Origin of the sequence: Janibacter limosus NBRC 16128 (assembly GCF_001570985.1) — a bacterium.
GTDB lineage: Bacteria > Actinomycetota > Actinomycetes > Actinomycetales > Dermatophilaceae > Janibacter > Janibacter limosus.
In genome coordinates, this window is record NZ_BCSS01000029.1 from 1 (window position 1) to 12,626 (window position 12,626).

Genomic DNA, 12,626 nt, shown 5'->3' on the forward strand with positions numbered 1-12,626 from the left:
CCTGGCCGCGTGTGGCGAGGACCAGCCCGTCGAGCCGACCTCTTCCACGACCGTCTCACCCCTACCGGGCGACTCCTCCACCACCAGCGCATCTAACTCGAGTTCTTCGTCCAGCAGTTCCACCAGCGACGGTGTGGCCCCCCTGCCTGAGGCTGCGACCAAGCAGACGAAGGAGGGAGCCATCGCGTTCAACGAGTTCTACCAACTGCAGATGGGTGAGGCACTCAAGACAGCCAACTCAGCAACTCTCCGGTCCTACGCCAAAGACTGCGCCGTTTGTGACGGACTAGCTGACGTAGTCGACGACTTCAAGAAGCGGCGAGTGCACGCGAGCAAAAATCCTTACTCGGTCTCGGGCTCGACTGCTCGGGCACGTGACGACGGTGGGTATCGCGTGGAGATGAAGGTTGAGAACTCCGCGTACCGCGAGGTTGGAGCCGACGGCGCCAAGGGCCCAAATATCGATCCCATCTCCCTGACAATTGTGAGCGACACGCAATGGCACGACGGTAGCTGGCAGATCCGAGATTTGGTCCGAGTCAAATGAACGGCCAAGTGTTTGTCAGTGCCTTGATTTTCAGCCTGACCGCAGCGGTCACCCTGTCGGCGCCCCTCGCGCAAGCAGAGCCTACGGATCCTCCACCAACAACCGGACCTTCCGCAGATGCGGACAATCACTCAGCCTCGGTTTACGGCGAAAAGTTCAAAGACACCTCCGGCACTCAGGACTATCAGCAGCCTCCTTCCGGCCAGAAGGCACCCAGCGACCCGCCGCGAGGTGGGAAGGCTCCCGGCGTGACCAAGGTGAGCAACCCGCCCAAGGACGTCGAGGTCGAGGTCAGGACCGAAGCCTGCACCGACATGACCCTCGACCAGTGCCGTCAGGGCCGCACCGCCTGCCTGACCAGCGCGGGAGGACCCGCCGGGTTCAGGCCGCCGACCCTGACCTGGCTCAAGATCGGCGATGGCTCGTGGACCTACAACGGCCTCACCTGCGGCCCGCCCACCTCCATCGAGCTGCCCGGCAGCGGTGGCACCGTGTCCGTCGCTGTCCAGGCCCCACCGGTCCCCACTCTCGGCCAGATCCAGACCGCCTTCAAAGAGCTCCCCTTCAGCAAGCCGAGCGTCACCGTCCAACCCGTGGGCATGAAGACCCTCAAAAACCTCAAGACCTTCTACGCCGCCCACTGGCCAAACAACACCGGCCTACAACCGGGCGAGACCAGCAAGCCCGTCAAGTTGCTGTCTTGGACGGTTGAGTTCAAGGTCGATGCCCAGGACTACCGCTACGACTTCGGCGACGGCACCCACTCCAACTGGACCACCAGCTCGGGAGGCACCTACCCCGACGGCGACATCACCCACACCTACACCGACACCGGCACCGTGGACATCAAGGTCGACGCCCGCCTCACCGGCCAATACCGCGTCAACGGCGGCGACTGGCAGGACATCGCCACCACCGCCGACCTCCAGGACGAACCCACCGGCACCCTCACCATCGTCGGCACCAAAACCCGCCTGACCACCGACGAGGGCTGATTCACACCACGAGTCACGACCGGAGGCGCGGACCCACCTCACGATCAAGGGCACGGTCCACGGCATCGGCGACCGCGTTCAGGCCCTCACCGGTGAGGATGACGTCATAGTGGTTGGCGTCCGTCTCGTGGGTCATCAGGCCTGTAGGCAGACCAAGGGCGGCCAACCGCCCATCGTCGTACAGCCCCTGCGGCTCGTCCTGCAGACCGCGCCGGGCCCACACGAGCTCCACGCTGCTCCCCTGCTCGACCGCGCGGCCCGCCGCGGCATGGGCATCCGGGTCGGCGAGGACATCGGCCCCGTCAGCCCGCACGGCATCGAGGATGCACGAGCTCATGTACCGCCCGTCCCCCTCGGGGGAAGGGATGAGGTCGTGGTCGAGATAGCGCTGCACGATGCCGGCAACCGGGCCCTGCAGCAGCGGACCGACAGCCGGGTGCTTCGCCCAGAAGACGAGGTGGTCCCCTTCGTCGTCGAAGCGCATCGACAACCGGTCCATCGCCGGGCCGATGACCGCTTGCAGTGCGGCGTCGACATCCAGGTCCGGTGGTGGAGGAAAGGCAAGCCCTCCGTCGACGAGCACCACCGAGGGGAAGAGGTCCGGCCTCTCCGCCGCTGTCAGGGCGACGACGAAGCCACCCATCGAGTGGCCCACGAGGATCGGGTGGGTCCCGAAGACGCCGGCGACGGTGGCCAGGTCCACGGCGTGCGCAGCCAGTCCGTACGGCGCCGGTGCCTCGCGGCTGGCCGCCCGACCACGCAGGTCGGGCGCCAGCACGCGCACAGCCCCCGGCCCGTGCCGACGGTGCATCTCCTCGGCCAGACCTGCCCAGGACAGGCCGTTGGCAGTGATGCCGTGGACGGCCAGCACGACGGGAGCGTCCGGGGCGGCCGCTCCCACCGTGAGGTCGTGGATGGCCAGGCTGCCCACCGGCAGCTCGATGACAAAGGTGGCTTCCGCGGTCATGCCCGCTCCCTGCCCAGCAGACGTGCACCGAGCCCGGTCAGACCCTGCGGTGCGAAGTAGACCACCACGATGAAAAGGACGCCGAGGATGAGCAGCGGTTGGCCAAGGAGTCGCTGGACGATGTCCGGCATGGAACCCAGCGCCGACGAGCTGCTGAGATCCACCAGCCGCGCGTCCAGGTAGTGGTAGACGAACCCGCCGACGACCGCACCCCACAGCCGACCAGCGCCACCGAGCACGACCATCACGAGCAACGCGAGGGTGAACTCCGTCGTCGTCAGGTGCGGGCTCGAGCCACCTAGGACGATGGCGTGGACGATGCCACCGAGGCTGCCGATGAGCGCCCCAACGACGATGGCGAGCAACTTGACCTTGTAGACGTCATATCCGAGCACCGCAGCACGGGCTTCGTTCTCCCGGACGGCAGCCATGGCGTGACCGGCCCGCGAGCGCACCAGCAGCGCCACGAGCACCCAGGCGATGACGACGAAGCCCAGTGCCAACCAGTACCGGTACGGCGCGTTCTGCACGCCGACGAGCATCTGCGGGATCGCGGAGCGGTCCAGGACCAGCCCCTCCTCGCCACCCGTCAGGTCGCCCGGGTTGCGCAGGACGATGATCGAGGCCGCCTGGGCGAAGGCCAGGGTCACCATCGCGAAGGCGATGCCTCCGACCCGTAGCGCGATCCCGCCGACGACGATCGCCAGGACGAGGGTGATGGCCAGGGCCACGACGATCGCCAGTGGCAGTGGCAGGTCCCACGCGGACAGCGAAATCGTCAGCAGGTAGCTGCCGGCCGCGACGAAGAGTGCGTGCCCGAAGCTCAGCAGGCCGGTGCGCCCGAAGATCACGTCATAGCTGAGAGCGAAGCCGGCGAAGATGAAGCAGGTCGCCAGCAGCGTCAACGAGCCGGGACTGTTGACCCGCCCGGGCAGGATGCCCGGGAGCGTCACCGTCACGTACGGGAGCATCGCGAGGATGACCACGATGACCAGGCCCGGCAGGACCTTGAGCAGGGATGCGGGTCTCATGCGTGACCACCCTTCATGGATGTGGGCCGGATGAGCAGGACGACGGCCAGGAGGAGGACGACGGACAGGTCACCCACACCGCTGGCGGCGTAGTAGTTCGCCATCTGCTGCACGAGGCCGACGGCGACGGCTGCCACGGCCGTGCCGGGGAGCGAGCCCATGCCGCCGATGACCACGACGATGAAGGCGTAGATGAGCAGTGACCCGCCCTGCGCCGGCGAGACCGACCCGGCGTACTGGGAGTAGAGGACACCGGCGAGCGCGGCGGCAGCGCCTCCCATCGCGAAGACGACGGTGAAGGTGCCCTGCACATTGATGCCGAGCGCCTCGACCATGGTGCGGTTCTCCACACCGGCCCGGATGATCAGGCCCAGCCGCGTGTACCGCAGCAGGGCCATCAGCCCACCGAAGACGAGCAGCGCGACGATGACGAAGAGCAACCGGTCGTTGGGCAGGTGGGCGCCGGCGACGTCCGTCGTCGACGCCATCCAGGTCGGCTTCTCGACGGGCTTGGGGTCCGCGGTCCACACCGCCTGGGCGACTGCGACGGCCGCGAGCGAGAGACCGACGGTGACGAGCACCTGCTGGATGTGGTGCTTGTACAGCGGCCGGATCAGGCAGACCTCGACGATCGCGCCGATGAGTGCGCCGACAGCCAGGGCGACGACGACCGCGAGGACGAGCCGGACGCCGACGGACATGCCCTGCGGCAGTCGCTGCATCGTCTCCCAGCCGGCGTAGGCACCGAGCATCATGAAGGCGCTGTGGGCGAAGTTCAGCACGCCCATCAGGCCGTAGATGAGGCTCAGGCCGCTGGCGGCCAGGAAGTAGAGCGCACCGAGTCCCAAGCCGGTGACGAGGAGGAGGATGAGCTCGCTCATGCCGCACCGTCCCGTCGCATCGCGACGCCGAGGAGCTCACGAGTCAGCTCCGGGTCCGCGATCAGGTCGGCGGCAGAGCCGGCGTGAACGACCTTGCCGGCATCCAGGACGATGACGGTGTCGGCGATGCGGCGCACGAGCGGCAGGTTCTGCTCGACGAGCAGGATCGGGGTCGCCTCGGCGACCTCCCCGAGGACATCGGCCACCTCCGTGACGAGCTTGGGCGCCAGGCCCTTGGTCGGCTCGTCGATGAGGAGCAGTCGGTTGTCCCGCAGCAGGACCCGCGCGAGCGAGACCATCTGCTGCTGACCGCCCGAGAGCGTCCCGGCCCGCTGCGCCCGCCGTGTCACGAGGTCCGGGAAGAGCTCCTGGACGATGGGCGCGTCGGTGCCTGTCGCCGGGTCCACCAGGCGCAGGTTTTCCTCGACGGTCAGCCCACCGAAGACCTCGCGGTCCTCGGGGACATATCCGATCCCGTCCCGCACGATGCGGGTCGTGGTCCGGGTCTGGATCTCTTGGCCGTCGAGCGCGATGCGTCCGGTGCGAGGGGCCAGGCCGAGGAGCGCCTTGAGCGTCGTCGTCTTGCCGACGCCGTTGCGCCCCAGCAGTGCGGTGACGCCGGTGGCGGGTACCTCGAAGGAGACCCCTTGGAGGATGTGCGAGCCGCCGTAGCGCACGTGCAGGTCCTCGACCTGGAGCACGGGCGCGGGGCTGCGCGTGGTCTCCACCGGCTGTGCGGTGGTCTCGTCGTTCACAGCGCTTCTCCCAGATAGGCCTGTTGCACGCGTTCGTCAGAGGTGACCTCGGTCGGGCTGCCGATCGCCAGCAGCTGACCGTGGTGGAGGACGGCGACCCGGTCGGCCAGGCCGAGGACCACGTGCATGTGGTGCTCGACCATGGCGACGGACACCCCTTCGTCCCGGACCTCACCGATGATCTCGGTGAGCCCGTCGACGTCCTCGGCCGAGACGCCGGCCATCGGCTCGTCCAGCAGGAGGACCGTGGGGTCGGATGCGAGCGACATCGCCAGCTCCAGCTTGCGCCGGTCGCCGTGCGACAGGTCGCGCGCGAGGGTCTCCCCCTTGCCCGGCATCCGCACCCGCTCCAGGAGCGGGTCGATGCTCTGGCTCCCGGTGGAGCTCGCGGGGCGGAAGGGCGAGAAGGGGGCCGAGCCGGTGGCCTGGATGGCCAGCCGGACGTTTTCCCTCGCCGTGAGCCCGTCGAAGAGGGCTGAGGTCTGGAAGGACCGGGCCAGTCCGCGGTGGGCACGGCGGGTCGAGCTCATCCTCGTCACGTCCGCCTCCCCCAGGGTGACCCGGCCGGTGGTCGGCCGGGTCACCCCCGAGAGGATGTTGACGAGGGAGGACTTGCCCGCCCCGTTGGGACCGATGATGCCGAGCAGCTCACCGGCCCCGACCTCGAGCGAGATGTCCTCGAGGATCCGTGCACCACCGATGCGCCACCCGATCCCGGTGGCGGCGATCACTTGGACTCGGCGACGGGCGGGGCCACGTCGGCGGCGTCGATGGTCTTGCCCAGGACCGGCACGTAGTTCTTGCCATCCTTCTCCAGCGAGACGGTGAACATCGGCTGGAGCATGGCGTGGTCCTCGGGGCGGATCTCCATGTCGCCCTTGGGGCCCTCGAAGGTCCACCCCTCGAGCGCATCGACCATCTTGTCCGGGTCGTTGCCACCCTCCTTGACGGCCTGGACGACCATCTGCGCGGCGACGAAGCCGTCATTGCTGAAGAGGTCGACCTCCTGGCCCTCCTCCTTCAGCCCGTCCTCGAGCGCCGTGTAGGCGTCGTTGTCCGCGGCGCCGGCGAAGAAGTGCGACAGGAAGTCGATCTTGGTGCTGGCCTCACCAAAGAGGTTGTGGGTCGCCTTGATGTCCAGGCCGGTGACGACCGTGGTCTCATCGAAGACGCCCTGCTGCGACAGCGTGCTCCACATCGAGGTGGCGTTGTCCCCCGCCCACGCGACGTAGAGCAGGTCGGGCTTGGCCGTCTTGATCTTGGTGGCGAAGGGGGTGAAATCCTTGGCGCCGGCCGGAGCCTCGACCGCGGTGACCGTGGCGCCCTGGTCGCCGAGCGTCTTTTCGACACCGGCGATGTTGGCCTTGCCGAAGGCGCTGTCCTGCGCCAGGACGGTGATCTTCTTGCCCTTGACGTCGCCGACCATCGTGCCCGCGGTCGAGACGTCCTGGTAGGTCTGGCGGCCCGAGCGGAAGGTGTAGTCGTTGGCACCGGTGATGCCGTCGACAGCGGCCGGACCGGAGATGAAGAGGATCTTGTTGTCCTGCGCGAGCGGGGCGACCTGCAGGGCCACACCCGAGGCGGTGGAGCCGGCGATGATCTTGGTGTCCTGACCGATGAGGCCGGTCGCGGCGGAGACGGCCTTGGCCGGGTCGCCGGCGTCGTCCTTCTCCGTGATCTCGATCGTGCGGCCGTCGACCTCTCCGGTGCCGTCGGTCGCGTAGTCGAGACCGATGTCGAAGCCGGCGCGGTACTGGGCACCGTACGAGGCCAGCTGGCCAGACTTGCTGTAGACGAGACCGACCTTGATGGGGCCATCACCGTCGGCGCCCGCGTCGCCGGAGTCGCCGGCCCCTCCCGGTGTGCCGCACGCGGCGACGGTTGCAGTGACAGCGATGCTCGCCAGGGCGAGCTTCCACGAGTTGGACATGAGAGTTCCTCCACCTGCGGTGAGCGCTCGCGCCTTTGCTGCAACGAGAACCGTTGACGCTCAACCGATGGGCAGAGTCAATCCGTGCGGGGCCCCCGCGGGTGTGGCTCGACGAAACACATTCGTCTCGTCCTCATGTCCTGCGACGACACCGGACGAAGGGAGGAGAGGTGCACCTCAGAGGTGGGTGCGCAACCGCTCCACGATCGGGTCCGGCGTCAGACCCACCGTCTCGAGCACCTGTGCCCGAGAGGCGTGGTCGATGAACTCCTTGGGCAGACCGAAGCGGTGCACGGGCACGGACAGACCGGCCTCGTCGAGGGCACGAGCGACCTCGGCGCCCACACCGCCGGCAACATTGTTGTCCTCGATGACGGCGACCCGCCCGGCTCGGCGGGCGAGGTCGACGAGCGCGGTGGGCACGGGGAGCACCCACCGGGGGTCGACGACCAGGGTCGAGTGCCCCTCGGCTGCCAGCTTTTCGGCGACGGTCGTCCCGGTCCCGGCCATGGAGCCGATGGCGACGACGAGGACCTCGGGGTCGACACCCGGATCCCCGGCGAGGACGTCGAGACCGCCGATGGTGGACGTGGCCTCGATCGGGTCACCGACGCTCCCCTTGGGGAAGCGGATGACGGTCGGCGCGTCGTCCACGTCGACCGCCTCACGCAGCGCGCGACGGATCTGCTGCCCGTCGCGAGGTGCGGCCAGCCGCAGTCCGGGGACCAGGGAGACCAGGGACATGTCCCACATGCCGTGGTGGCTGGCGCCATCGGGCCCGGTGACGCCGGAGCGGTCGAGGACGAAGGTCACCCCCGCCTTGTGCATCGCGCAATCCATGAGCAGCTGGTCGAAGGCGCGGTTCAGGAAGGTCGCATAGATCGCGACGACGGGGTGCAGGCCGGTGAAGGCCAGACCGGCGGCCATCGTGGTCGCGTGCTGCTCGGCGATGCCGACGTCGAAGATCCGGTCGGGGTGCGCGTCGGCGAAGGGCTTCAGGCCGACCGGCATCATCATCGCCGCCGTGATCGCGACGATGTCGGGCCGCTGCGCCCCCAGCTGAAGCATCTCGTCACCGAACTCGTCGGTCCACGAGCGCCCGGAGATCTCCAGGGGCAGACCGGTCTCCGGGTTGATCTTGCCGACGGCGTGGAACTGGTCGGCCACGTCATTGCAGGCGTGCTCGTAGCCGCGCCCCTTCTGCGTGATGACGTGCACGAGCACGGGACCACCGAAGGCCTTGGCCCGACGCAGCGACTGCTCGACGCTGGCCTCGTCGTGGCCGTCGACCGGGCCGAGGTACTTGATGCCCAAGTCCTCGAACAGCCCCTGCGGCGCCCAGAAGTCCTTGGCGCCCTTCTTCATCGAGTGGAAGGCCTGGTAGGCCGCCCGCCCGACGAAGGGCGTGCGGTTGAGCTTGTCCTTGCCCCAGTCGAGGACCTGCTCGTACTGGCGGTTGGTGCGCAGCATCGCGAGGTGGTCGGCCAGACCGCCGATCGTCGGGGCGTAGGAGCGCTCGTTGTCGTTGACGACGATGACCATCGGCAGGTCCTTGTCGGCGGCGATGTTGTTGAGCGCCTCCCAGGCCATCCCGCCGGTCAGGGCCCCGTCACCGATCACGGCGACGGCATGGCGCTCCTCGCCGCGCAGTCGGTAGCCGGTCGCGATGCCCTCCGCCCACGACAGGGAGGTCGAGGCGTGGCTGTTCTCGCTCACGTCGTGCGGGGACTCGGCGCGGCTCGGGTAGCCGGACAGTCCCCCACGGGTGCGCAGGCCGCTGAAGTCCTGACGTCCGGTGAGCAGCTTGTGCACATAGGACTGGTGGCCGGTGTCGAAGACGACGGTGTCGCTCGGCGAGTCGAAGACCCGGTGGATCGCGATGGTCAGCTCGACGACCCCGAGGTTGGGTCCGAGGTGCCCCCCGCTGCGCGAGACCTCCGCGACGAGGAAGGCTCGGATCTCCTGCGCCAGGGTCTCGAGCTGCTCCGCGGGGAGGCGCCTGAGATCGGCGGGAGAGGTGATCGTCTCGAGGACTGCCACGCTGGCGTTCCTTCCGGGGGTCGGGGACCGCACGAGTCTACGTCCGACGGACTGGGAAGTAACTGTGACCCCGCCCGCCGTCTCTGACCGGTCACAACCGCTCGACGAAGATGCTCCCGTCCAGCGCCTCACGGATGAGCACGATGCCGCGCTGAGCGGCCCGCAGCCGCAGCCCCTCGTGCTCGAGGCACACGAGCAGCGCGTCGAGGGTCCCGTCCGGCAGGGACTCCGACAGGTCGACCCGCACCGTGCGGTAGGCCTGCCGCATCGCCTCGACCTGCGCCGCGACATGGCGCTCGGTCAACCAGGCCAGCGCTGCCGGGTGACGGCGCAGCACGGCGTGACCGCGGTAGTCGGGCGGGCACAGGTCGAGCAGCCACGAGACCGCCGCCGGCTGCCAGCCGCGCACGCCGGGCGGTGGGACCAGGTCCGGCCAGCCGGGGGGACCCCCCTTCGCCCCAGCCGCTGCGGTCCGCGCACCCGGCGACCCGGGCAGCGCCGGCCGCACCGGCGGACCCGCAGCATGATCGAACATGTGTTCGAGTGTACGACGATCCGGCGACATGACGAAGGGCGCCGTCCTGAGGAGCTTGCGCAGCAAGCGTCACGGAGGGGAGGTCCTCGCCGCGGCGAGGACCTCCCCTCCGTGGGGTGTCAGGTGTCAGCTGACCAGCGAACGCAGCACGTACTGCAGGATGCCGCCGTTGCGGTAGTAGTCCGCCTCGCCGGGGGTGTCGATGCGCACGACCGCGTCGAAGGTGACGGGCTCGCCACCCTCCTTGGTCGCGGTGACCTTGACCGTCTTGGGCGTGGAGCCGTTGTTGAGCTCCGTGATGCCGGTGAAGTCGAAGGTCTCCGTCCCGTCCAGGCCGAGCGACTCGGCGTTCTGCCCCTCGGGGTACTGGAGCGGGATGACGCCCATGCCGATGAGGTTGGAGCGGTGGATGCGCTCGTAGGACTCCGCGATGACGGCCTTGACACCGAGCAGGACCGTGCCCTTGGCTGCCCAGTCACGCGAGGAGCCGGAGCCGTACTCCTTGCCCGCGAGGACGACGAGCGGGACGCCCGCCTCGATGTACTTCTCCGAGGCCTCGAAGATCGTGGTCTGCTCGCCACCATTGAGGAAGTCGCGGGTGAAGCCACCCTCGACGCCGTCGAGCAGCAGGTTCTTCAGCCGGATGTTGGCGAAGGTGCCACGGATCATGACCTCGTGGTTGCCACGGCGCGAGCCGTAGGAGTTGAAGTCCTTGCGGTCGATCCCGTGCTCGGCGAGGTAGACACCCGCCGGGCTGTCGGCCTTGATCGCACCGGCCGGGCTGATGTGGTCGGTGGTGACCGAGTCGCCGAGCAGCGCGAGGACGCGCGCACCGGAGATGTCCTCGACCTGGTCGAGCTCCATCTTCATGCCCTCGAAGTATGGGGGCTTGCGCACGTAGGTGGAGTCCTCCGCCCACTCGAAGGTGTTGCCCTCCGGGGTCTCCAGCGAGGTCCAGCGCTCGTCGCCGGCGAAGACGTCGGCGTACTTGTCGACGAACATCTCCTGGTTGACGGCGTGGTCGATGACGTCCTGGACATCAGCCGGTGCCGGCCAGATGTCGGTGAGGAAGACGTCCTTGCCCTCTGTGTCCTGGCCGAGCGGCTCGGACGCGAAGTCGAAGTCCATCGTGCCGGCCAGGGCGTAGGCGATGACGAGCGGCGGCGACGCGAGGTAGTTCATCTTCACGTCGGGGTTGATGCGCCCCTCGAAGTTGCGGTTGCCCGACAGGACCGAGGTCACCGCGAGGTCGCTGGCGTTGACGGCCTCGGAGACCTCCTCGATGATCGGGCCCGAGTTGCCGATGCAGGTCGTGCAGCCGTAGCCGACGAGGTGGTAGCCCAGCTTCTCGAGGTAGGGCCACATGCCGGCCTTCTCGTAGTACGAGGTGACGACCTTGGACCCGGGAGCCATCGACGTCTTGACCCAGGGCTTGACCTGCAGCCCGCGCTCGACGGCGTTCTTGGCGAGCATCGCGGCCGCCATCATCACCGACGGGTTGGAGGTGTTGGTGCAGCTGGTGATCGAGGCGATGACCACGTGGCCGTGGTCGATCTCGACCTCGGTCCCGTCGATGACGGCCTTGGTCGGGTTGGTCGCACGCTCACCGTTGGTCCGCTGGGCGGAGTGCTCCGGGCGCCCTGCGGCCTCCGAGGCCTCGTTGGCGTCGTGGCTCGGCGAGTCGGACGCGGGGAAGGTGTCCTTGAGCTCCTCGTCGACCGAGGACTTCACGATGCCGTTGCCGTCGACGACGTAGTTCTTCAGGTCGCCGCGGAACTGCTGCTTGGCCTCGGTGACCGAGATGCGGTCCTGCGGACGCTTCGGGCCGGCGATCGACGGGACGACCGTCGACAGGTCGAGCTCGAGATACTCGGAGAAGCGCGGCTCGACGGCCGGGTCGAGCCACATGCCCTGCGTCTTGGCGTATGCCTCGACGAGCGCGACCTGCTGCTCGGAGCGGCCGGTGAGGCGCAGGTACTCGAGGGTGACGTCGTCGATGGGGAACATCGCGGCGGTGGAGCCGAACTCGGGGCTCATGTTGCCGATGGTGGCGCGGTTGGCCAGCGGCACGGCCGCGACACCCTCGCCGTAGAACTCGACGAACTTGCCGACGACACCGTGGTCGCGCAGCATCTCGGTGATCGTCAGCACGACATCGGTCGCGGTGGCGCCGGCCGGGATGTTGCCGGAGAGCTTGAAGCCGACGACGCGCGGGATGAGCATCGACACGGGCTGGCCGAGCATCGCGGCCTCGGCCTCGATGCCGCCGACGCCCCAGCCCAGGACGCCCAGGCCGTTTTCCATCGTCGTGTGCGAGTCGGTGCCGACGCAGGTGTCGGGGTAGGCGACGCCGTCACGCGTCATCGTGACGCGGGCCAGGTGCTCGATGTTGACCTGGTGGACGATGCCGGTGCCCGGGGGGACGACCTTGAAGTCGTCGAAGGCGGTCTGGCCCCAGCGCAGGAACTGGTAGCGCTCGTTGTTGCGCTCGTACTCGAAGTCGACATTGCGCTCGAAGGCGTCGGCCGAGCCGAAGACATCGATCTGCACGGAGTGGTCGATGACCAGCTCGGCGGGCGCGAGCGGGTTGATCTTGGTCGGGTCGCCACCGAGCTCGGCGACGGCCTCGCGCATGGTGGCCAGGTCGACGACGCAGGGCACACCGGTGAAGTCCTGCATGATCACGCGGGCGGGCGTGAACTGGACCTCGATGCTCGGCTGGGCGTCCTTGTCCCAGGACCCGAGCGCGTTGATGTGATCCGCGGTGACATTGCTGCCGTCCTCGGTCCGCAGCTGGTTCTCCAGCAGCACCTTGAGGCTGTAGGGCAGGTCCGCAGAGCCCTCGACCGCGTCGAGGCGGTAGATCTCGTAGGACTCGTCACCGACGGTGAGCTGGTCCTTGGCGTTGAAGGTGTTCGCACTGGCCACAGTCGACTCCTCTGTCG

Annotated in this window: 11 protein-coding genes; 2 read left to right on the forward strand and 9 right to left on the reverse strand. The window is 68.4% G+C overall.

Going from position 1 to position 12,626, the window contains the following annotated elements; genetic code table 11:
* On the forward strand, positions 1 to 547 hold a 547-nt coding region (locus JLI01S_RS17380; protein ID WP_218005502.1), incomplete at its 5' end, for a DUF6318 family protein.
* An 8-nt stretch (positions 548 to 555) separates the two neighbouring features.
* Positions 556 to 1,542, forward strand: a complete 987-nt coding sequence (locus JLI01S_RS17540; RefSeq protein ID WP_245634595.1) for a hypothetical protein — start codon at positions 556 to 558, stop codon at positions 1,540 to 1,542.
* Positions 1,543 to 1,555: 13 nt separating this feature from the next.
* On the opposite strand, the gene JLI01S_RS11300 is transcribed toward JLI01S_RS17540, so the two are convergent.
* From JLI01S_RS11300 to JLI01S_RS11340, 9 genes are all read right to left on the reverse strand, one after another.
* A complete protein-coding gene (locus JLI01S_RS11300) occupies positions 1,556 to 2,509 on the reverse strand; it encodes an alpha/beta fold hydrolase (RefSeq protein ID WP_068264557.1) in 954 nt (317 codons plus the stop codon).
* Positions 2,506 to 3,540, reverse strand: a complete 1,035-nt coding sequence (locus JLI01S_RS11305; RefSeq protein WP_068264562.1) for a branched-chain amino acid ABC transporter permease — start codon at positions 3,538 to 3,540, stop codon at positions 2,506 to 2,508. Before JLI01S_RS11305 ends, JLI01S_RS11300 begins: the two co-directional genes overlap by 4 nt.
* On the reverse strand, positions 3,537 to 4,421 hold the full coding sequence (locus JLI01S_RS11310; RefSeq protein WP_068264563.1) for a branched-chain amino acid ABC transporter permease: 885 nt from the start codon (positions 4,419 to 4,421) through the stop codon (positions 3,537 to 3,539). Before JLI01S_RS11310 ends, JLI01S_RS11305 begins: the two co-directional genes overlap by 4 nt.
* Positions 4,418 to 5,176 (reverse strand): ABC transporter ATP-binding protein, encoded by a 759-nt coding sequence (locus tag JLI01S_RS11315; protein ID WP_245634596.1) that lies wholly within the window; start codon positions 5,174 to 5,176, stop codon positions 4,418 to 4,420. Before JLI01S_RS11315 ends, JLI01S_RS11310 begins: the two co-directional genes overlap by 4 nt.
* Positions 5,173 to 5,907, reverse strand: a complete 735-nt coding sequence (locus JLI01S_RS11320; protein WP_068264564.1) for an ABC transporter ATP-binding protein — start codon at positions 5,905 to 5,907, stop codon at positions 5,173 to 5,175. Before JLI01S_RS11320 ends, JLI01S_RS11315 begins: the two co-directional genes overlap by 4 nt.
* On the reverse strand, positions 5,904 to 7,106 hold the full coding sequence (locus JLI01S_RS11325; RefSeq protein ID WP_068264566.1) for a substrate-binding domain-containing protein: 1,203 nt from the start codon (positions 7,104 to 7,106) through the stop codon (positions 5,904 to 5,906). The genes JLI01S_RS11320 and JLI01S_RS11325 overlap by 4 nt, the downstream gene beginning before the upstream one ends.
* A gap of 177 nt (positions 7,107 to 7,283) precedes the next feature.
* Positions 7,284 to 9,146 carry a 1-deoxy-D-xylulose-5-phosphate synthase gene (gene dxs, locus JLI01S_RS11330; RefSeq protein ID WP_068264568.1) on the reverse strand — a complete coding sequence of 621 codons (1,863 nt, stop codon included), beginning with the start codon at positions 9,144 to 9,146 and terminating at the stop codon, positions 7,284 to 7,286.
* 91 nt (positions 9,147 to 9,237) lie between these two features.
* A complete protein-coding gene (locus tag JLI01S_RS11335; protein WP_245634597.1) occupies positions 9,238 to 9,681 on the reverse strand; it encodes a hypothetical protein in 444 nt (147 codons plus the stop codon).
* A gap of 126 nt (positions 9,682 to 9,807) precedes the next feature.
* A complete protein-coding gene (locus tag JLI01S_RS11340) occupies positions 9,808 to 12,609 on the reverse strand; it encodes an aconitate hydratase (RefSeq protein WP_068264570.1) in 2,802 nt (933 codons plus the stop codon).
* Positions 12,610 to 12,626: the final 17 nt, after the last annotated feature.

Bases quoted from the DNA above. Each gene is read 5' to 3' on its own strand.
- JLI01S_RS11300 (WP_068264557.1), bottom strand. From the start codon at position 2,509: ATGACCGCGGAAGCCACCTTTGTCATCGAGCTGCCGGTGGGCAGCCTG.
- JLI01S_RS11305 (WP_068264562.1), bottom strand. From the start codon at position 3,540: ATGAGACCCGCATCCCTGCTCAAGGTCCTGCCGGGCCTGGTCATCGTG.
- JLI01S_RS11310 (WP_068264563.1), bottom strand. From the start codon at position 4,421: ATGAGCGAGCTCATCCTCCTCCTCGTCACCGGCTTGGGACTCGGTGCG.
- JLI01S_RS11325 (WP_068264566.1), bottom strand. From the start codon at position 7,106: ATGTCCAACTCGTGGAAGCTCGCCCTGGCGAGCATCGCTGTCACTGCA.
- JLI01S_RS11335 (WP_245634597.1), bottom strand. From the start codon at position 9,681: ATGTTCGATCATGCTGCGGGTCCGCCGGTGCGGCCGGCGCTGCCCGGG.